The organism is Rhodococcus sp. Q, from assembly GCF_005503035.1.
Lineage (GTDB): Bacteria > Actinomycetota > Actinomycetes > Mycobacteriales > Mycobacteriaceae > Rhodococcus_G.
In genome coordinates this window covers 1-19269 of the sequence record NZ_SCOY01000032.1, presented here as the reverse complement: position 1 = coordinate 19269, position 19269 = coordinate 1, and the positions used below count along the sequence as shown (strand labels likewise).

Annotated in this window: 18 protein-coding genes; 10 read left to right on the top strand and 8 right to left on the bottom strand. The window is 68.8% G+C overall.

All coding sequences use genetic code 11. The annotated features are described in order from the left end of the window. Positions 1 to 18: 18 nt before the first annotated feature. The 3 genes from acmB to FFS72_RS21735 form a co-directional block, all read right to left on the bottom strand. Entirely contained in the window at positions 19 to 1215 is a 1197-nt protein-coding gene (acmB, locus tag FFS72_RS21745) for a methyl acetate hydrolase AcmB (RefSeq protein ID WP_137875891.1), read from the bottom strand. 147 nt (positions 1216 to 1362) lie between these two features. Further along, entirely contained in the window at positions 1363 to 2346 is a 984-nt protein-coding gene (locus tag FFS72_RS21740; protein WP_137875890.1) for an AraC family transcriptional regulator, read from the bottom strand. Positions 2347 to 2414: 68 nt separating this feature from the next. Next, positions 2415 to 3938, bottom strand: coding sequence for a SpoIID/LytB domain-containing protein (locus tag FFS72_RS21735; RefSeq protein WP_137875889.1), 1524 nt, complete (start codon positions 3936 to 3938; stop codon positions 2415 to 2417). A 202-nt stretch (positions 3939 to 4140) separates the two neighbouring features. On the opposite strand from FFS72_RS21735, the gene FFS72_RS21730 reads away from it, so the two are divergent. Continuing rightward, positions 4141 to 6306, top strand: a complete 2166-nt coding sequence (locus FFS72_RS21730) for an N-acetylmuramoyl-L-alanine amidase (protein WP_137875888.1) — start codon at positions 4141 to 4143, stop codon at positions 6304 to 6306. A 60-nt stretch (positions 6307 to 6366) separates the two neighbouring features. On the opposite strand, the gene FFS72_RS21725 is transcribed toward FFS72_RS21730, so the two are convergent. The 4 genes from FFS72_RS21725 to FFS72_RS21710 form a co-directional block, all read right to left on the bottom strand. Next, positions 6367 to 7764, bottom strand: coding sequence for a cytochrome P450 (locus tag FFS72_RS21725; protein ID WP_137875887.1), 1398 nt, complete (start codon positions 7762 to 7764; stop codon positions 6367 to 6369). A gap of 132 nt (positions 7765 to 7896) precedes the next feature. Further along, positions 7897 to 8730: an HAD family hydrolase gene (locus FFS72_RS21720; RefSeq protein WP_249353447.1), complete on the bottom strand. Its 834-nt coding sequence runs from the start codon at positions 8728 to 8730 to the stop codon at positions 7897 to 7899. A 50-nt stretch (positions 8731 to 8780) separates the two neighbouring features. Then, a complete protein-coding gene (locus FFS72_RS21715) occupies positions 8781 to 9449 on the bottom strand; it encodes a SanA/YdcF family protein (protein ID WP_171018780.1) in 669 nt (222 codons plus the stop codon). Between the two features lies 1 nt (position 9450). Further along, positions 9451 to 10203 carry a lysophospholipid acyltransferase family protein gene (locus FFS72_RS21710; RefSeq protein WP_137875884.1) on the bottom strand — a complete coding sequence of 251 codons (753 nt, stop codon included), beginning with the start codon at positions 10201 to 10203 and terminating at the stop codon, positions 9451 to 9453. A 153-nt stretch (positions 10204 to 10356) separates the two neighbouring features. Between FFS72_RS21710 and FFS72_RS21705 the strand changes: the two genes are divergently transcribed. Together FFS72_RS21705 and FFS72_RS21700 are read left to right on the top strand one after the other, a co-directional pair. Beyond that, the gene (locus FFS72_RS21705; RefSeq protein WP_137875883.1) at positions 10357 to 11904 is read left to right on the top strand and encodes a Rieske 2Fe-2S domain-containing protein; all 1548 of its coding nucleotides are present in this window, start codon (positions 10357 to 10359) and stop codon (positions 11902 to 11904) included. Positions 11905 to 12019: 115 nt separating this feature from the next. Then, positions 12020 to 12460, top strand: coding sequence for a DUF6841 family protein (locus tag FFS72_RS21700; RefSeq protein WP_137875882.1), 441 nt, complete (start codon positions 12020 to 12022; stop codon positions 12458 to 12460). Between the two features lie 87 nt (positions 12461 to 12547). Here the strand turns inward: FFS72_RS21700 and serS are convergent, their stop codons facing one another. Next, the gene (gene serS / locus FFS72_RS21695) at positions 12548 to 13807 is read right to left on the bottom strand and encodes a serine--tRNA ligase (protein WP_137875881.1); all 1260 of its coding nucleotides are present in this window, start codon (positions 13805 to 13807) and stop codon (positions 12548 to 12550) included. A 24-nt stretch (positions 13808 to 13831) separates the two neighbouring features. Here serS and FFS72_RS21690 point away from each other — a divergent pair, with 24 nt between their 5' ends. From FFS72_RS21690 to FFS72_RS21660, 7 genes are all read left to right on the top strand, one after another. Then, positions 13832 to 15076 carry a septum formation family protein gene (locus FFS72_RS21690; RefSeq protein WP_249353446.1) on the top strand — a complete coding sequence of 415 codons (1245 nt, stop codon included), beginning with the start codon at positions 13832 to 13834 and terminating at the stop codon, positions 15074 to 15076. Continuing rightward, complete coding sequence (locus FFS72_RS21685) at positions 15076 to 15426, top strand: metallopeptidase family protein (protein WP_050067268.1); 351 nt, start codon at positions 15076 to 15078, stop codon at positions 15424 to 15426. Before FFS72_RS21690 ends, FFS72_RS21685 begins: the two co-directional genes overlap by 1 nt. Before the next feature lie 102 nt (positions 15427 to 15528). After that, positions 15529 to 15837, top strand: coding sequence for a PE domain-containing protein (locus tag FFS72_RS21680; RefSeq protein ID WP_137875880.1), 309 nt, complete (start codon positions 15529 to 15531; stop codon positions 15835 to 15837). Positions 15838 to 15867: 30 nt separating this feature from the next. After that, entirely contained in the window at positions 15868 to 17037 is a 1170-nt protein-coding gene (locus FFS72_RS21675) for a PPE domain-containing protein (protein ID WP_137875879.1), read from the top strand. Then, positions 17034 to 17828 (top strand): ESX secretion-associated protein EspG, encoded by a 795-nt coding sequence (locus tag FFS72_RS21670; protein WP_171018779.1) that lies wholly within the window; start codon positions 17034 to 17036, stop codon positions 17826 to 17828. Before FFS72_RS21675 ends, FFS72_RS21670 begins: the two co-directional genes overlap by 4 nt. A 70-nt stretch (positions 17829 to 17898) precedes the next feature. Then, positions 17899 to 18525, top strand: coding sequence for a TetR/AcrR family transcriptional regulator (locus FFS72_RS21665; protein ID WP_137875877.1), 627 nt, complete (start codon positions 17899 to 17901; stop codon positions 18523 to 18525). Positions 18526 to 18668: 143 nt separating this feature from the next. Beyond that, a complete protein-coding gene (locus FFS72_RS21660; protein ID WP_137875876.1) occupies positions 18669 to 19238 on the top strand; it encodes a DUF6630 family protein in 570 nt (189 codons plus the stop codon). Positions 19239 to 19269: the final 31 nt, after the last annotated feature.

The following is a 19269-nucleotide window of genomic DNA, read 5'->3' as shown; positions in this document are numbered from 1 at the left end:
CCGTCTCGGACGGAACGTTCACCCGACCAACGTGCGGTAGACCGCCGTCTCGAAGTCCAGGTACCCACCGAACGACACCGCGTCGGCGAACGGCAGGATCTGGGTCCCCCAGATCCCGGCCACACCGTTGGTCCGATCGATCCAGTAGTACAGATTGGCCAGCCCGGCCCAACCGAGGGCACCCGCGGGACGCCCGGTGGGCGCCTGCTCGTCGTTGACCATGAAGGTGTACGCCCACGACTTCGACTGTCCCGGAAAGAATTCTGAAGGATTGGTGTACTCCGGCTCGACCGCACGGAACGCGGTGATCTTCCGACCGCCCAGACCGTCCAGGACTGCTGCCTGCACCGTCTCCGGCCGAAGCACCCGGCCGCCGGGCCCGTCGCCGTCGTTCAGCCACATGCGCAGGAACTTCGCGTAGTCGCCCACCGTCGAGTACAGGCCGTGTCCGCCCATGTGCTGCTCCGGATCCTGCGGGAGCACCATGTCGTCGAGCGGCTCGAGTGCGCCATCCGAGCCCCGCTGGTGGATCGAGGCACGCCGCCCGGCCATCTCCGCGGTCATGGTGAATGCTGTGTCGTGCATTCCGAGTGGGGCGAAGATCCGCTCGGCCATCACCTCACCGAGTCGCTTGCCGCGTACCGCTTCGACCACCCTGCCGGCCCAGTCGATGTTGATTCCGTAGCTCCAGCCGTCGCCCGGATCGAACAGCAACGGGGTCTGCAGCGCGGCGCGAGTCGCGGCGATCGGACTGACCAGGCCGTGTTCGGCGGCCAGCCGGTGGTAGGTCTCGTCGAAGAACGGGTAGCCGAATCCGGCGGTGTGCAGCAACAGCATTCGAGTTGTGATCGGGCGTTTCGGCGCCCTCAGGACGGGCTGCCCCGCCGGGTCGAAGCCATCGATCACCGCGACCGCGCCGAGTTCCGGCACGTACGTGGACGCGGGGGCGTCGAGATCGACGAGATCCTCCTCGACGCACTGGAGCACACTGGTACCCGCCACCGCCTTCGTGGTCGAGAACATCGCGAGCACCGTGTCCGTCGTCATCGGGGTACCGGTGGACAACGACTGCACTCCGGCGGCGGAGGCGAACCGCGTCGACTCCCGATCGGTGACCGCGGCAACGACTCCCGGTACACGGCCGGGAGTGTCGGCACTGGTGACAGCGTCCAGGATGGGTGGCAGGGCGGTGTCGAGCGAATCGCACGTGAGCATGTCTGTCCCTTCGTCGGAACGTCCTCGTCCGGACGTGACTGTGATGTCCGGCTCACGCTAGAAACGCTGTGCCCGCGGTCACGTCTGCGACCGGCAGCATCCGTCTGCGAGCGGCGGAATCCTCCCGGCCCGACTGGCGCACCCGGCTCAGTGAGCTCGGCGCAGGGTGTCCGACGGGTTCTCGCCGAACCGGTGCCGATAGGCGGCGGCGAACACGCCCATGTTCACGTAGCCCCACGCGCCGGCTGCCGACACCACGGTCGCCGTCGTGTCGGCGAGCAGTTCCCGGCGCACCCCATCGAGGCGGCGGTCTCGGAGCATCTCCCGCGGTGTGGTGCCGAGATACTCGCGGAATCCGCCGGACAGGGTGCGCACGCCGACGCCCGCCGCGCGCGCGACGTCGGCCACCGTCGGAAGCGATTGCGCGTTCGCGTCGATGTACGCCGCGGCACGCCGCACGTAGCCTGGACCGCACCGCGCGGCATCGCCGAGTGAGACCTGTGCGCTGCCGGCCCAGTCGGCAACGAGCTGGGTCACGATCAGCTCCTGCAGGTTCTTCGCCAGCGGACCGGTCGGCACCGGAGTCGGCGCGGACGAGAGAGTCGACACCATGTACCGCATGAGCATGGGCCACGGACTTGCCGGGCCGCCGATCTCGCACTTGTGGGTCCACAACCGATCGTCGGCGGGCCGGCCCGACCAGCGGACCACGAAGTCGGCGACCAGATCGTGCGGAATGGTGAGGTTCAGTTGCAGATGGTCGTCATCGGCCTCGAGCCGATACCGGGTGCGACTGCAGTCCGCGACGAACGACTGCCCCGCACCGATTTCCACCGCGCTGCGTCGGTCCACCCAGTGCCGTGTGCCTCCGCGCAACGTGGTCAGAACGAGGATGCGGCCCGCCTCGGGGGCGAAGTTCCCGAGATCCACGGGGACGCCGTAGCTGAAGTGGGTGAGGGTGATGTCCCCCACCTGCGCCGAGTACGTCAGCGCCGAGGGCGTCGCCCGCCCGGTTGGCCGGACCGTGAAGGGCATGTACGCGGCGTCGGTGAACTCGCGGATCTCGTCCCAGTCACCGATGGGGGCCACGGCACGTTCCGCCGCGGTGCGGGGGTCGAGTCCCGACAACATGTCCTGAGGCTAGCGGGACCGAACGCGCGGGGAAACCCTCGGCCGTACCGGCTCTGTCGGCGCGCGAGTCAGCCGTCGCTTCCCGTCGGGAGTTCCGAGATCACGATGCTGGCGTCGACGACCTGCACGCCGAGCGTCTCGGTCCAGACGATGGCACCGCCTTCGAACATGCGGAACCTCCCCGATTCATCGGGCATCGACATCTCGGGGCCGATCGGCTTGCCGAGCGGCCCTGCCGGGCCGCCGATCTCGGCGTATTTCTTCTCGATCTCGGTCGGCTCGACGGCCGCGTCGGGGCCGCCCGGCTCGGCGAGCACCTCGGGCCCGGGAGCCGGCGTCGGCGCGGCGGGGACGAGGCCCTCCGTGACGGTGAACCAGTCGGATTTGAGGCCGAGCTTGGTGCGGGCGTCCTTGCCGGACACGCGCGCGGTGCCGTCGGAGCCGACGACCTCCAGCTCCTTGACACGTCCGCCGTCTGCGCCGAGGTTGTTGCGTTCGACCACGGACACACTGCGCAATTCGCCGACCTCGAACGCTTTCCCGATCTCGCCTGCGGTGAACGTCTGCGTCCAATTGTGATTGGGCGAGCCGGCGTCGCCGAGGTCCTCGACGGCATCGAACTCGCCGCCGGCGGTGTATCCACCTGTGGATGCCGAGAATTCGGCTGCGACGGGCCGGCCATCACGGGTGATGACCTTGCCCGTGGTGGTCCGGACGGCCTCCGTGGTGCGGGGGTCCTCCTTCGCGGATCCCCCGTACACCTGGCAGTCCTGGGTGTCACAGGTTTCGGCATAGGGGTAGCGGTGCTCGGCGGCGGCGTACGACCGCGCGGCAATGGCCTGCGCCCGAAGCGCTTCGGCGCCGCCGGTGTCGGCCCAGTCGGCTCGCGCCTCCACCGGAACGACACCGAGGAGGTAGTCCTCGATGTCGACGTGGTTGAGGACGCGCGACTCCGCACCGTCGAGCGCGACACCGAGGGATCCCCGGTAGGCGGGGCCGCCGCAGATCGTCAGGTGTTCGTTCGCGGGACGATCGACGCCGGGATCGATCGGGTCCACCCACGGATGGTCGGTTGTGGTCTGCCACAACACTTCACCGTCGCAGCCACGCGTCACGACGACACCCGCACCCCCTCCGGGCGTCGGGGTCAGGTGCACTCCCTCACCGGGCGCGACATCGCGGCCCGCGACGCGCGCACCGGCGTCGGAGTACGCGGCCAGGGTCTTGCCGTCGAGTCCCGCGAGCCGGACCCCGAGTCGGAGGTCGGTGACGTCGCCGAGCTCGGTGCCGCCGTAGTAGTGACCGACGATCCGTTCGGCGGACCAGCCGTCGTTCTTGGCGTACCCGTACGCGCCCCACTGCCCCATCCCGCGGCCGTGACCGTGACCTCGGCCGGCGATCGTGAACGGGGTGTCTGCGGCGACAGCAGGTGCCACGCCGGGATCGGTGCGATCGACGGCGGCCACGCCGACGACACCCGCGACGAGCAGTGCCGGGACGGGACCGAGCGCGAGCACCCTCCTGACCGATGAGGTGCGTCCTCCACGGTCGATACGACCTCGCAGAGTGGTCGTGCGGCGGACCTTCGCCATGTGCGGCCTCCTCGTCGGCTGCGGATTTCGCAGGTCGAGACGTCATCGTGACATCGAACTCGACTCAAGTCTCAATCTAAGGTTGAGGCTTAGGTATTGTGTGGCTAGTGTTGCAAGAGTGCTTGACATTGGCAACATCTGTCACACCAGTCACACGAGTAACAGCAGTAACGCCCTCCGTTCCACCAACTAGGGAGCCGACTTGCCGCACCGTCGACCGAAGTCGTCGATCGTCCTGGGGACGGTCGCGGCCGTTGCCATCGCAACCCCCTTCGCTGTCTGGGGCGTCACCAGTACGTCCGGCGTCCGCTCGACCGCCGACTCGGCACCGGTCGCCATTCCCACCCAGATCGACGAAGTCGCCCTCATGCAGGTGCCCGACATCGTCATCCCACTCGGCGACCTGGTCGGACTCGGCCTACCGAACTTCCGGCTGTCCGATCTCAAGAAGCTGCCGATCCCGTCGGAAATTCTTGTTCCGCAGGGCCTTCCGCTCCCCGAGGGAGTCACCCTCCCGGAGACGATCAAGATCCCGACCGAGCTGATCCCGTCGCCGCCCGCCGACAACACCCCGCCCTCGACCGATGCCGCCGCGCCGTCGACGGCCATCGCGCCGAGCGACGCGGCCCAGCCCATCGCCCCGCGGTCGGGAGCCGACGCCGCACCCGACGTCACGGACCCGACCGAACAGCTCGGAGCCGCGGTCAAGGAGATCACCCGCGACACCCCGTTCAGCATGGTCGCCCTGACCTCCGAGCTCGGCACCACCGCGGCGCAGATCCGGGCACGGCTCGCCGACGGGTCCTGGGGCCCGTGGTACGCGACCGAACAGCTCGAGACGAACCGGTCCGACCTGACCGGACCGTCCGGCAAGAACGGCACCGAGCCGATCTTCGTCGGTGCGACGACAGCGGTGCAGGTTCTGGTCACCAAGGCTGCCGAAGCCGTCGGCGTGCCCTCGACCGGGTCCTCCGATTCCGCGCCCGCCCTGCCGAACGTGCTCACCCCGACCGAGCCGGGCGGCGCCCCGATCGCATTCGCGCCTGCCGCGGTCAGCACTCCGCTGCGCGCTCAGGACCAGGCGGCCGAACTCGCCGACGCCGTGACCGCCGTGCTGATCCAGCCCGGTTCCGGGAAATCCGACAACTCGCTCGCCGACATCGCGACGTCGCTCGGCGGCAACGGTCCGCGGGTGATCACCCGCGCCCAGTGGGGTGCCGACGAGTCGAAGCGCTGCCAGGAACCGGTCTACGACGACACCCTCGGCGGCGCGACGGTGCACCACACCGCGGGCAGCAACGACTACACCCGTGCCGAGTCCGCGGAAATCGTCCGCTCGATCTACGCGTACCACGCGCAGACCCTCGGCTGGTGCGACGTCGGATACAACGTCCTGGTCGACCGCTACGGGCAGATCTTCGAAGGCCGTGCAGGCGGATTGGACCGCAACGTCCAGGGCGCCCACGCGGGCGGGTTCAACGAGAACACCTTCGGCATCGCGATGATGGGCGACTTCTCGACGGTCGCCCCGCCGCAGGCGACGATCGACTCGGTCGGCCGGTTCCTCGGCTGGCGTCTCGCGAAGGCGGGCCTCGATCCGACAGGACGCACCACGATGTGGTCGGAGGGAACCGATTTCACGCCGTACGCGCAGGGCGAGGCCGTCGATCTGCCGATCATCTTCGCGCACCGCGACGTCGGCCTGACGAGTTGCCCCGGTGACGCGGCGTACTCGCTGATGGACCAGATCCGCGGGATCGCGAAGGCGAACCCGGACGGTGGTTCGGCGGGATCGGGTGTGCTGGCGGCGGCTCCGGCGAACCCGGTCGCGGACAACGTCCCGACACCCGGCACCGGCACCGGTGCGGGTACCGGACTCGACACCGGGTCGGTGGACTCGGTCACCTCGCTCGTCACGAAGATCCTCGCGATCACCGACCAGTCCCCGATCGCACAGAAGTGGATCGCGGAGGGCGGCGACACGGGCAGGCTCGGCGCGGCACTGACCGGTGAACTTCCCGTCAAGGCAGGGAACCTGCTGGTCAAGTTCGCCAACGGCGCGATCTCCACGTCACCGAACGGTGGGGTGTGGACGGTGCTCGGGAAGATCTACGAGGCGTGGCGGTCCAGCGGGCTCGACGCGGGCACGCTCGGCTTGCCGGTCAGTGACGAGTACCGGGTACCGGACGGCATGCGCACCGACTTCGAACAGGGATCGCTGATCTTCAACGAGGTCACCGGCATCGTCACGACCGTGCTCAAGGCATACAACGACACCTACGCGCAGACCCTCACCGCACCGGCGGACGCGTCCGCTCCGGTTGCGCCCGCCCCCGCCGAGGCACCGGCACCGGCGCCGGCCGGCTGACCCGACTCGAGACGACGGTGCCCCGTACGGATTTTCCGTACGGGGCACTGTCGTCGTTGGTCACCGCCGACGCAGCCCGAGCCGCAGCCCGGCCGGCTTGAGGGTGAACTCCTCGACGACCTGTAGTTCGTAGCCGGGCTCGGGGGCGAGGTCGTAGCGGTGCAGGATCAGGGCCAGCGTGAGCACCGATTCGTGCAGGGCCAGTTGACGTCCGATGCAGCCCCGAACGCCGGTACCGAACGGCTTGTAGATCCCCGGTGGCCGGGTCCGCGCCCGTTCGGGCAGGAACCGATCGGGGTCGAAGGCATCGGGATTCGGTCCCCACACCGGATCCCGATGCACCGCGAACGTGAGCGCGACCATCGCCTGCCCTGTGGCAACCGGATGACCGCCGATGGTGGTGTCCTGCACGGGTTCCCGGAAGAAGCCGGGGGCGATCGGCCACAACCGGAGTGTCTCGTCGATGACCCGACGCAGGTACTTGAGTTTGTGGATGTCACCGAACGCAGGGTCAGGATCGGTACCGGGCGGCCACAGCCGGTAGATCTCCTCACGTGCCTGCTTCGCGACTTCAGGGTGGGTCGCGAGCAGATGCAGCGCGAACGACAGTGTGCCCGAAGTTGTTTCGTGTCCCGCATTGAGGAAGGCGATCACCTGGTTGCGAATGTTCTCGTCGTCCAGGTGTTCGCCGGACTCGGGATCGGCGGTAGTGAGCATCAGCGCCAGCAGATCATCGGTGGGTGGGTCCGGGTCGAGGCGTCGCGCCGTGATGACGTCGTCGACAACACCTCGGACATAAGCGACGTCCTCGTTGTGCTGCTTGATGGCCCGATGCCGGACGATGCCGTCGATCCAGTGCACGGGGATGTTGTAACCGGCGCGGCCGACGAACGCGAACCCCCGCGCCACCGCCGCGGCATAGGGATCGGGCTCGCCCCCGCCGAACGACCGGAACCGGTAGCCGAATCCGATGCGCGCGATGATCTCGAGCGTCAGGTTGCTGGTGTCGGTGTGTACGTCCACAAGGCCCTGCCCGACCGAGGCATCCCAGTGGTCGACGAGTTCGCGTGCGGTGTCGAGGATCGTCTCGTGGTAGTCCTTCATCGCCGCCAGCGAGAAGGCAGGCGCCAGGATGTTGTGCGCCTTCGACCAGTTGGGTTCGGTGGTATATGCAGTCGGCAGGGCGTCACCGAAGTTCTCGCGAGCCGCCGCGAACCCGAAGCCGACGTGCTTGCCGAACCGCTTCTCGTCACAGACCTCGGCGTACTCCCCCGGCCCGGCGACCACGATCAGATCCCGGTCGAACACCTTGACGCTGTATACCGGCCCGAGGCGGTGCGCATGCTCCGCAAATCTCTGGGCGGGCCGGCGAGCGTCCAGGGCGAGCAGGTCCCCGATCAGCGGCATCCGGTGCGCTGGGTGAGGGAGCTTGGTGGTGGCCGTGTTCGTCGCGGTCATGACGTGCGCTCCTGTCCGGAGCGGCGAGACGGTGTCGTGCGGCACCTCTCGTCCGCATCCGCATCCAGTGTGCGCCGCGGCCACCGACAAGGGAACGAGTAGTCGCCTACTCCAATCGGCCGTGCTCAGCGGTCAGTTCGCCCACCAGCGTTCGAGCACCCGAGCAACGCCGTGATTGGAGTTCGATGCCGTGACCTCGTCGGCCGCCGCGATGGCGTCGTCGTGGGCGTTGGCGACCGCCACGCCGTGCCGCGCCATCCTCAGCATCGGGACGTCGTTCGGCATGTCCCCGAACGCGAGGATCGCCGAGTCGGGCATGCCGAGGTACTCGGCGAGCGCGGCCAGGCCCGACGCCTTCGTCACACCCGGCGCCGACACTTCGATCAGGCCGTTGTTCGTCGAGTACGTCAGGTCGACGCTGTCACCGACGAGCGGGGCCAGCCGGTCGATCATGTACGAACTCGCGATGCCGGGCATCCGGACGAGCAGCTTCACCGCCGGATGCGCCAGCACCTCCTCCGTCGACACCTCGGTGTTGTCCGGGTTGAGCCAGGCGTGCTGGTAGTCGGGTGAGCTGACGAACTGCGGGGTCGCGGCGTCGTGGGCGCTGACCCCGACGCGTTCGGCGGCCAGTCCGCAGCCGGGCAACGCCGCCACCGCCAGCTGCGCCACCCAGGTGAGTGTGTCGGCGTCGAGGGTCCGGGCGCTGATGACGCGGTCCTCGGCGCTGTCGTAGAGAACGGCTCCGTTCGCGCACACCGCGAGCGGGGCGTAGTCGAGTCCGTCGACGACCGGTTCGATCCACCGCGGCGGACGGCCGGTGGCCAGCACGAACCTGGCACCGTCGGCGACCACGGCGTGGACGGCCGCGCGCGTGCGGTCGCTGATCCGCTCGTCGTCGTCGATCAGGGTGCCGTCGACGTCGCTGGCGATCAGTTGGGGCTTCGTGTGACTGTTGTCCTGCACTGCATCCATATTGCCGCACGCGTGTCGGCGACGCCGACCGGTCGGCCGTGTCAGCCGCGCGCGAGCACGCGGTCGAGGGCGTCCGTCGGCGGCGTCACGACCTTGGGCGCGCGGTCGGAGAACATGTCGAACACCGCCTTCGGGCGTGCCAGCCATTCGCGAGCGGTGTTGCGCGCCATCGTGATCGAGCGGCAGTCGCGGCACTCACCGCGGACTCCGTCGGCGTCGACGCCCGCGTGCCCGCAGAGCGCGACGGCCCGCGACACGTGAGGTTCCTGGCTGACGATCAACGCGCGTGTCACACCGAACGTCTGCGCGGCCCGCACGCAGGTGTCGTACGTGTCGAGGCCGAAGTCGTCTCCGACGATCACCTCGCGGTCGACGCCCCGCTCGACGAGGTACTCCGTCATCGCCGCGATCTCGTTGCCGGACGTCCCGTTCGCGTCGCCGGAGACGAGGACCGCACGAGCCTTCCCGGTCTTGACCAGTTCCGCGCCCACGTCGAGGCGTCCGGCGAGCATCGACATCGGGGCGCCGTCCTTCACCTTGGCGCCGAGCACGATCACCACCGGCGCCTCGGGCGCATCGGCGACGTCGTGCACCCGGCCTGTCGCCGCGGTGGCGACCACGACCATCGACCCGACCGCGACGAGTACACCTGCCGCCCCGACGACGCCGCCTGCGATCAGCAGCCGGCGCACCCCCCGCCTCATCGGCACGTCAAGCGCCGCCGCCCGCTGCCCGGCGCGCTGCCTTCGCCTGCGCCTCCTCGGCGTCCATCCGGTCGGCCTCCTCGAGCGTCGGCGCACTTCCGCCGAGCCGCGCCGGAACCCAGTACTGCCCGGCCGGATGGTCGTAACCCTCCTGCAGCGTGTGCAGCATCGTCTCCATCGTCGCGTGCAGGTTCGCCGACAGCGCCTCCGCCGGTTCGATGGGTGCGATCGGCTCGCCGACGGCCATCGAGATCGGAGTGTTGGTGCGTCCCAACCGCTTCGGGTGCCCCTTCGTCCACACCCGCTGCGATCCCCAGATCACCAGCGGGATGATCGGCACCCCGGCCTCGATCGCCATACGGGCCGCGCCGGACTTGAATTCCTTGATCTCGAAACTGCGGCTGATCGTCGCCTCGGGGAACACCCCGATCAGTTCGCCTCCGCGCAGCGCGTCGACGGCGGCGCGGTACGAGTCGGCGCCTGCCGAACGATCGACGGGGATGTGCCGCATCGTCCGCATCATCGGTCCGGAGATCTTGTTGTCGAAGACTTCCTTCTTCGCCATGAAGCGGACGTACCGCTTCGTTTCGCGCGCGGGGATGCCCGCGTAGGTGAAGTCCATGTAGCCGGTGTGGTTGATCGCGATCACCGCACCACCCGACGCGGGGATGTGCTCGGCACCACTGATGGTGAACTTGAGCCCCTCCGCGAAGAACAGCGTGCGGGCGACTCCGATGATCGATCTGTAGAAGGGTTCCACGCGGGCCAGCCTAGTGTGCGCGCCCGCACAGTGCCCCGCGCCGGCACGCTCGGGACGTTCGGCCCGAACCGGACAGCGCGACGCGTCGACCGGGGACGGTTTGCCTCACCGCCTACCCTGGTAGACGTCGCACATCCGTAGGAGGCAGTTGAAGTGCAGGTCACGAGCGTCGGACACGCCGGATTCCACATTCAGACCGAGGCGGGGTCGATACTCTGCGACCCGTGGGTGAACCCGGCCTACTTCGCGTCGTGGTTCCCCTTCCCGGACAACACGGGCCTCGACTGGGACACGCTCGGCGACGTCGACTACCTGTACGTCTCACACCTGCACAAGGACCACTTCGATCCGCAGACGCTGATCGACCACGTCAACAAGGACGCGACGGTTCTGCTGCCGGACTACCCGGTGCCGGACCTGCGCCGCGAACTGGAGAAGCTCGGCTTCACGAAGTTCTTCGAGACGCAGGACTCCGTCAAGCACACGGTGAGCGGGCCGAAGGGCGACCTCGAGGTCATGATCATCGCCCTGCGCGCCCCCGCGGACGGCCCGATCGGCGACTCCGGGCTCGTCGTCTCGGACGGCGAGACCACCTGCTTCAACATGAACGACGCCCGACCCGTGGACATGGACGTCCTGCACGAGGCGTTCGGCAAGATCGACATCCACCTGCTGCAGTACTCGGGCGCCATCTGGTACCCGATGGTCTACGACATCCCGTCCGGGACGAAGCGCAACTTCGGCAAGCAGAAGCGGCAGCGCGGCATGGACCGGTGTCGCAGCTACATCGAGCAGGTCGACGCGACGTGGGTCGTGCCGTCCGCAGGCCCGCCGGTGTTCCTCGACGATGCGCTCCGCGACCTCAACGACGACCACGGCGACGAGGGCAACATCTTCCCCGACCAGATCGTGTTCCTCGAGCAGATGCGCATCCACGGCAACGACGGCGGACTGCTCATGATCCCCGGTTCCGTCGTCGACATCCACGGCTCCGACGCGACCCTGTCGCACCCGATCCCCGACGCCGAGGTCGACAAGATCTTCTCGGACAAGGCCGCCTACATCGAGGACATGGCGCAGCGCATGGCGCCCGTCATCGCCGCGGAGAAGGCGTCGTGGGCTCCGGCGGAGGGCGAGCCACTGCTCGGGCCGCTGAAGGCGAAGTTCGAGCCGATCATGGCGCAGTCGGATCTGATCTGTGACGGCATCGGCTACCCCATCGGCCTCGTCATGGGTGACGAAACCGTCGTCCTCGACTTCCCGAAGCGCATCGTTCGCGAGCCGATCGAGGGAGAAGGCAAGTACCGCTACGGTTTCCGCATCGCACCCGAACTGGTCCGCACCGTCCTCCGCGACGACGAGCCGGACTGGGTGAACACCATCTTCCTGTCCACCCGCTTCGAGGCGTGGCGCGTCGGCGGCTACAACGAGTTCCTCTACACCTTCTTCAAATGCCTCACCGACGAACGAATCGCGTACGCGGACGGCTGGTTCGCGGAGGCGCACGACGACTCCGCGTCGATCGAGGTGGAGGGCTACGAGATCCAGCGCCGCTGCCCGCACCTGAAGGCAGACCTGTCGAAGTTCGGCGTCGTCGACGGCACCACCCTCACCTGCAACCTGCACGGCTGGCAGTGGGACCTCGAGTCCGGCCGCTGCAAGACGTCGAAGGGTCACGAGCTCCGCACCGCGAAGCTCTGACGTCCCTCCCCTTGAGGGCGCAGTGTCACATCGTGTGCGTCTGACGCGCACGATGTGACGCTGCGCTACCCGTCCGGGGCGTTCACCGGCCTGACCCCGCGACTACGGTGGGGTCATGGCACCGACGCGCGATGCTGTGGACGAGTTCTTCGCCGCCTACGGCGACACCCTCGTCGCCTACGACGCCGCCGCGACGGCGGCGATGTGGGGGATGCCGGGGACGATGGTCACCGACGTCTTCACGGGGTCGCTGTCGAGCCGCGACGAGATGGCAGCCGGGCTGGCGCAGGGCTATCCGCTGTACCGGCAGCTCGGACTCGGCGGCATCGGCCACACTCTGCTCGAGTTCGCTCCACTGACGGACGTGGTGGTCCGGGTCCGGGTGCGCTGGCACTTCACCGACGACGCCGGAGACCTCCTCACAGACAGCGACTACGAATACGTACTGCGCGAGGACCCGGACGGACTGCACGTGTACGTGGCGGTCGACATCGACGCCGACGCGAAGCTGCGTGAGCTCGCCGCACGACGTGGAGTCGACATCCCCGATCGCTGAGGCCACCGAAGCCGAACGGGCGGTTACCGTTCCATCTTCTCGCGTGATGGGTGGTAACCGCCCGTTCGGTGGAATCGGGGGCAGAAGCTAGGGCGCGCGCAGCACGTCCGTCCCGACGAACGGCTGCAGCGCGGCGGGAACCTTGACGGACCCGTCGGCCTGCTGGTGGTTCTCGAGGATCGCGACCATCCAGCGGGTGGTTGCGAGGGTGCCGTTGAGGGTCGCGGCGGTCTGCGGCTTGCCGTTGTCGTCGCGGTAGCGCACGCCGAGGCGGCGGGCCTGGAAGGTGGTGCAGTTCGACGTCGACGACAGCTCGCGGTAGCGCTGCTGCGTCGGCACCCAGGCCTCGCAGTCGAACTTGCGGGCCGCCGAGGACCCGAGGTCGCCACCTGCGACGTCGATGACCCGATACGGGACCTCGATCGCAGCGAGCATCTCCCGCTCCCAGCCGAGCAGTCGCTGGTGCTCCGCATCGGCGTCTTCGGGCTTGCAGTAGGTGAACATCTCCACCTTGTCGAACTGGTGGACGCGGATGATGCCGCGGGTGTCCTTGCCGTAGCTGCCCGCTTCGCGGCGGAAGCACGACGACCAGCCCGCGTACCGCTTCGGACCGGTACTCAGGTCGACGATCTCCCCCGAGTGGTAGCCGGCGAGCGGAACCTCCGAGGTGCCGACGAGGTACAGGTCGTCCTGCTCGAGGTGGTACACCTCCTCGGAGTGCTGCCCGAGGAAGCCGGTGCCCTGCATGATCTCCGGGCGCACGAGGACAGGCGGGATCATCATCGTGAATCCGTTGGCGGTGGCCTTCTGCGCAGCGAGCTGCAGCAGACCGAGTTGGAGCAGCGCGCCGTAGCCGGTGAGGAAGTAGAAGCGGGCGCCGGACACCTTCGCTCCGCGTTCCATGTCCAGAAGGCCGAGCGACTCGCCGAGTTCGAGGTGATCCTTCGGCTCGAAGTCGAAGGTCGGCAGCTCACCGACGGTGTCGAGGGTGATGAAGTCGTCCTCGCCGCCCGCGGGAGCGCCGTCCTGGACGATGTTCGAGATGGCCCGCTGAGCGGCGTCGAGCGCGGCATCCGCTTCGTGCTGCGTGGCCTCGGCATCCTTGACCTGCTGTGCAAGTTCCTTCGCCCCGGCGAGCAACGCGGGCCGTTCCTCCGGGGACGCCTGCCCGACCTTCTTGCCGAGCGCCTTCTGCTCGGCCCGCAGGTTGTCGCCGGCGAGCACGGCCGCACGGCGGGACTCGTCTGCCGCGAGGAGTGCGTCGACCAGCGCAGGATCTTCACCCCGCGTGCGCTGCGACTTGCGGACGACATCCGGGTTTTCCCGCAGGAACTTCAGGTCAATCACGCATGAAACCCTACTTGGTCGGTCGTGACGGCGACGCTTGTGGAGTGGTCGAGCTGGCCGACCGCTCGTTCCGGTTTCGGTGTGTCGGCGATCGGGACGCGCTCGGCAGGCATGATGGAAGCGATGTCCGACGAACACAACACCCCAGGCGACAACCCGACACCCGACGGCGGCGACACCCCGGCAGCCGGTCGGTCAGATGCTGCCGCCGGGGACGCCTGGTCCGGGGTTTCGCGCTGGACGGGCGGCACGCAGTTGTCCGCGAAGACCACCCGGCGAGCTCTGATCGCGGTCGCCCTCGGCGCCGTCATCGCGGCACTCGCGACCATCGTGATCTCCGGCGGGTTCAAGGGCGGCGAGGAACTGACGACGAACGCGGGCAGCGCCGGACCCCGCGCGACCGGCGCCGTTGCGGGTGAGGCGTTCGCCACCGCCACCACCGGAGACTGTCTGACCTGGAACGAAGCCGACGCCAGTGACCTCGAGAAGGTCGACTGTTCCGGTGAGCACCTGTTCGAGGTGGCATCCGACATCGACCTCAGCGTGTTCCCGGGCGCCGAGTTCGGCCCCGGTTCGCGGTTTCCGAGCGTCCTGCGGTTCTCCCAGCTCCGCGACGAGCACTGCACCCCTGCCGTCAACGAGTACCTGGGTGCGCACTTCGACCCGCACGGCAAGTTCAGCGTCGGTCTGATCAACCCCGGCGAGGCCGGCTGGGCAGCGGGTGAACGGACCATCCGCTGCGGCCTGCAGCGGTCCAGCACCACGGGGACGATCCTGGCGGTGACGAATTCCGTGGCCGGTCAGGACCAGTCGAAGGTCTGGGACACCGGCACCTGCATCGGCATCAACCAGAACGTGCCGAGCGATCCACTGGACTGCTCGCAGGCGCACGCGTTCGAGGCCATCTCCGTGGTGGACCTCGCCGCGAAGTTCCCGGGCGGCTTCCCCTCTGTCGCCGATCAGGATGCCTACCTGGAGGAGACGTGCACCCAGGCGGCGAACGAATACCTAGGTTCGCCGGACGCGCTGCGCAACAAGACCCTCACGCTGTTCTGGGACAACCTCGAGCTGAGCAGCTGGCTCGCGGGTAGCCGCAAGGTCAACTGCTCCGTCGGCAAGGAGGTCGACGGCGGCGGCTTTGCCCCGATCGTCGGCAGCGCCAAGGGCGACATCCTGATCAACGGTGTCCCTCCGGTCGCGCCACCGCCGCTGCCCGAAGGCCGATCCATCCCGGTACCGCTGCCCGGCGCCGCGCCGCTGGAGAACTGATGGCGGTAGTCATGTCCGAGGCCCGGTTCGACGACCTGGTCTCCGAAGCACTCGACCTCATTCCTCCCCGCCTGGCCGCCGCGATCGACAACGTGGTCGTCCTCGTCGACGCCCGTGACGCCGACGACCCCGGCCTGCTCGGGCTGTACCACGGCATCGCGCTCACCGAGCGGGACAGCCACTACGGCGGCTCCCTGCCCGACACGATCACCATCTACCGGGACGCGATCCTGGAGATGTGCGACACCGAGGAGCAGGTCGTCGAGGAGGTCGCGGTCACCGTCATCCACGAGATCGCCCACTACTTCGGCATCGAAGAGGACCGCCTGCACGAGCTCGGCTGGGGCTGACCCCACCGGAACCCGCCGGACGGGGCCGGGGAACCATTCCCGCCGCCGCTGCGTCCAACCTCCTGACAGATCACATTTCGATCCAGCCAGGAGGGCCGACCCTTGTCCGGACACGTCTTCGTCTCACCCGACGCCCTGCTCGCCGCGGCCGCCCAGCTCGAGGCCCTGGCGCAGCGGATGCAGGCGACCCTCGACGCGTCCGCGCCCGCCCTCCACCTGCCTCCCGCGGGCACGGAGGAGGTGTCGATCCTGACCGCGTCCCATTTCAATTCGATCGCCGACAGTTTCCTGCCGTCGGCCGCGACCGGCATCGCGGAACTGCTCGGTGCCGCGGCGACGCTGCGGAAGCAGGCCGCCGAGTACGAGGGCCAGGACCACTCGTTCGGCACCGCGCTCGCCGCGGGCATGTGACCGCGACCCTTCGACAGTAGGAGAACTGCCATGACCTTGGGATTCACCGGTGTCGTCTGGTATCCGCGCGGCGCGACCGTCAACTCGACCACCCTCAACGGCGGCATCGGTCCGGCACCCCTGTCTGCGGCGAGCAGCGCGTGGGCGTCGCTGGCATCGAGCTACGCCGACGCGACACTGACCCTCACGAAAGTGATGGCCGACCTGTGTGTCGGATGGGGTGGCATCGCTGCGGACGCGGCGCTGGCGAAGCTGGCACCGTTTCACGCCTGGACCGATCAGTCGTCGGTACTGGCAGGCGCGACCGCGACGAAGGCCGCGGCACTCGCGACGGCGCACACGGTGGCGCGCGCGACCATGCCGAGCCTGGTGGAGATCGCCGCCGTCCAGGCCGCGAAGGTCGCCGCGCACACGGTCGGTGGCTCGCTCGCCGGTGCCGGTGCCGCCGCCGAAGCCGCGGATCGGGCGATGGACCTGCGCGCGGCGTTGGTGATGGAGGCGTACGAGTCGGCGTCGAGCATCGCCGCGACACCGGCGGGCTTCGCGTCGCCGCCCCCGCTGTCGAACGCCTCCTCCGGTGGGCCTGCCGTTGCACCGCAGGCGCCGGTGCCCACTGTCGTCTCCGACTTCCTCGTGAACCCGGCGCAGGCAGTGCAGAACGCCGTCGGTGGGGCGCTTGCGCAAGTTCAGAGTCCCGCGGTCGTGAGCGCGGCGTCGCAGGCGGGCAGTGTCGTCGGCACGGGGCTGAGCTCGATCGCCCAGGCAACCGCGTCCCTCGCGCCGTCGGCGGTGTCGGCGATCGGTGGCGCGGGCATCACTCAGCCGGGCCCGAGCACTCGCGGATCGTCCGGCGCGGAGGTTCATGCGGCGCGGGCGGGCGGAGGCCCTCGCATGTCGGGTGTTCCGGGTATGTCGGCCGGGTCGTCGCGTGTGACGCTTCCCGAGGGGTGGGGCGGCGCCGCCGAGTCGAGCGCGAGCCGAGGCACGGCCACGGCCGCAACAACGACCCCGGTCGTCGAGTCGGCGCGTGTCGAGTCCGCGGCGTCGGTCCGGGCGGGAGGCCTCGGTGCCCCGCTGACATCCGGCCAGGGGCAGGCATCCGACGAGGAGGAGCGTCAGACCCCCGGCTATCTGAAGAACTTCGAACATTTCGACGACGGCCGCGTCGTCATTCCGTCCGTTATCGGGGGCGATCGGTGACCCCGACCGGTCATCGCCTCCAGTCCGTCACGCTCGACGTCGACGAACTGGACCTGCTCACTCACCTCGCGGGTGTCGACGAACTGCCGGTTGTACTGGACGTGAGGTCGCGGTTCGACACCGCGGTCGCGCGCGACGCAGCGTTCGCCACGTCGAGCGGGTCGCTGGCGAAACGCGGGCTGCTGCCCGGTGGGCATCCGCACCCCGATCTCGTGGACCGGCTCGCGATCCTCGCCCGCCCCGACATCGAACTCGCCGTCCGCTGGTACCGCGGCGGCGCGGTGTTCCGAATGTGTCTGGCGCAGGCGGGACCGTTGACCGTCCTGGCGTTGCGGGGGCCGGACTCCTACGTCCTGACCGAGGTCGCGGCCGCGGAACCGGACCTGGTTCTCGACGTGATCGGGCGCGGTGCGGCGCTGGACGTCGACTCGATCAGTGCGCCCACCGACCGTCTGGCGCTCGCGCTCGGCGACCTCGCCGACCCTCCTGCCGTGGTCCGCAGGCTCGCCGAACTGGGCGCGCGGGACACCGAGCGGCTGGCGTCGGCCCTGTCGGCCTGCCACGCGCACGCCGAGATCGTCGCTCTCGTGCACAGCGACGGCCGCCGGTGGACGAGCGCCCCCGTGTCGGTGTACGACACCGATCACGGCCGCGTCGTGGGCACGTCGAGCATCGCTCCGGACGGTGTCGTGTGGTCGACGCTGGGTCCCGGTGGCGATACGCGAGTCCGTCAGGCGATCCGTGACCTGCTCAAATGGGCCGCCTCCCCGCGGGGAATCGAATCGGCCTGACGGGGGCACCGTTCGGCGACCGGTACCCTTCCAGTGACAATCGGGCGATCGAGAACGCGTGGGTAGGGCAATGGGTGAACCGGTCGGACCGGCACAGGACGAGTCGCACATCGACTGGCGGCAGCTCGAGGAGGTCCAGCTGACGCCGATCCTGTCGGCGTCCCTCGACGCGTTCTACGAGCTCGGCTATCACGGGACGACGGTTCGTGAGGTGGCACGTCGGGTCGGTGTGACGGTGCCCGCCCTGTACTACCACCACGAGAACAAAGAGGGGCTGCTGATCGCGCTGCTCGAGTTGTCGACGGCCGACGTCCTGGCCCGGGCGCACGCGGCGGACGAGGAGGGCGGCGACGATCCGGTGCGCCGGCTCGCGAACGTCGTCGAGGCGATCGTGCTGCGGATGACGACGCGGCCGCGGCTGGCGTCGCTCGAGGGCGAGGTCCGCTATCTGAGCGCGGAGAACCGTCAGCGGTACCGCGCGGTCCGCAAGGGCATCGAGGAAGTGGTGCTGCAGATCGTCGAGGCAGGCGCCGAGAGCGGTACGTTCGACGTCGACGATCCCGCCGAGATCACTCGCGCCATTCTCGGTATGTGCCAGTCGATTCCGCGGTGGTATCACGCGGAGGGCACCCTGTCACCACAGGAGGTCGCGGCCAAGTACGTCGCGATAGCGATGAAAATCGTTGGCGTGAAATAAGGTTCGACACTGCCAATGTCGCCGAGGGCCTCGCGATCACCTTTGCCGTTCGTGGCGCCGACCGCTCGTGCCAGGCGCGTCGACCATCCCAGCGATCGCAGCGACGACCTGCTCCGGGCGCGGCTCGTTCGTAGGCTGGCGGCATGAACGATATGACGTTCTTCCTTGCGGCGGCCGAGCGGGGGTTCGTGCTCGATGCGGACGACGTGGTGGATTCCTTGATCCGGGAGGGTGTGCTCTTGCCGGTCGACTGGTCCGGCGAGGACCGGCCCGGGCAGATAGCGCAGTTCGTGGCGGGTCGGGTGGCGGCCTTCGGGAAGGACCACGCGGTCGTCGCTGCGGTCGAGTCCGCGGCCAGGGAAGCAGCCGGGGCGGACGTGGAGCGCGGCGAGCACGTGCCGGCGATCCTGCGCGCAGTGGACGACGCCTTGGCGAGTGCGGGATTGGCGCTCGGCGAACTGCGTTCCGGAGACGACACGTACCGTGTCGGCGTCATGCGTCGCACAAAGGCGTCGAGTCGGGCGTGGGGTCTGGATCGGCCTTCTCCCGAGTCGCTTTACACCATTGTCTGTCCGTGTGGAGACATGAACGTGTGGCAGCTACCCAAGACGGAAGCGAAGCCTGTTGACGGCGAGTGTGACTCGTGTGGTCTGAACCTGTTCGATCCTGCGGGTAACCCGATCGTGTCCATGGTCGAGGAGGACGCCGGGTAGCTGTGTTGTGCGCCGCCCACCCCGACCCCTG